General features: G+C 67.3%; 1 protein-coding gene. It reads left to right on the top strand.

The genetic code is table 11. The annotated features are described in order from the left end of the window. Positions 1-247: 247 nt before the first annotated feature. Positions 248-1203: TolB family protein (locus tag V7116_RS21605; protein ID WP_324394057.1), on the top strand; the 956-nt coding region annotated here is incomplete at its 3' end.

Genomic DNA, 1203 nt, shown 5'->3' on the forward strand with positions numbered 1-1203 from the left:
GCGACGGCGCGCTGATCGAGACGCGCGTCAAGGCGGGCGTGACGGTTCCGGGCGGGTAGATTGCTGACTCCGCAAAAATATGTGGGCGGGTTGCAAACCCGCCCCTACAAAACCCCATTGGGCCTGCCTGTCTCCCCGCTCCAATTACGTTGGAGCGGGGCCGGGGGTGAGGTGCTTTTCGCTTGATCATCCGATCCCTGTTTCCTGTCCCCGATCTCCCCGTCGGTTTTGATGAGTGATCCCGGCCATGCGGCGGCGTGATGTTTCTCACCCGATCTTGAGCCTGCTGATGATTGCGGCGGCGTTGATCCTTGCGGTAGCGGTCGCGCGTGGGCGCACGCAGAACCCCGCGACGCCGCGTCCCGCCATCGAGCCGACCGTGCCGCCCACGCCGACGGCGACTCCGATCGCGCTGAGCGATCTGCCGGGGGGCGCGTTCCAGGACAGCGTGTTGGTGATGATCCAGGGCATCGTCGAGCGGCGGCTGGTCGTGTGGCCGCTGGCCGAAGGCGGCACGCCCCGCGAAGTGGATCGCGGCATTGCGCTGTGGCCGCTGGTGCCGAATCCCGCCGGAACGCAGATCATTTACCGCGCCGCGAACGCGCTCATGGCGCTGGACGTGGCGGCAGGACGCGCGTGGATCGTCGCGGAGCTGGATACCGACGCGAATATCCGCGCCGTGCAGTGGTCGCCGGACGGGGCGGCGCTGGCGTTTGCCGTGGAGTCCGGCGGCGTCCAGACGGCGTACTACCTCCCGGCGGCGTCGCGCGATCCCGTGGCGATGCTGCAAGCGCCCGAAGGCCTGCCGGTCGATGTGGCGTGGCTCGAAGATGGGCGGCCCGCCGCCGTGGTGATGGGCATCGGGCCGGTCGGCGGTTTGCAGGCGAACATGATGCTTTACGATCCCGCGACAGGGGAGCGGCGCGCGCTCTCGCCGGACGTGACACTGATCCAGCCCTACGCGCCGTGGCGATCCCCTGACGGGCAGCACCAGTTATACGCGCTGAGTTCCAGCGACCGAGTGCAAAGCAGCGTATGCCGGACGACGGGGCTGGGGCTGGCGGACGAGAATTGGGTTTACCTGGAAATCTCCGGCACGGGGATTCTGCGCACCATTGCGTTCGAAATTCATAACATGACCATCGATCTGGCGACGTGGCTGCCCGATGGCCGCGTGGTGATGCGCGCCATTGCGGACGAAGG

Origin of the sequence: Aggregatilinea sp., from assembly GCF_036822615.1 — a bacterium.
GTDB lineage: Bacteria > Chloroflexota > Anaerolineae > Aggregatilineales > Aggregatilineaceae > Aggregatilinea.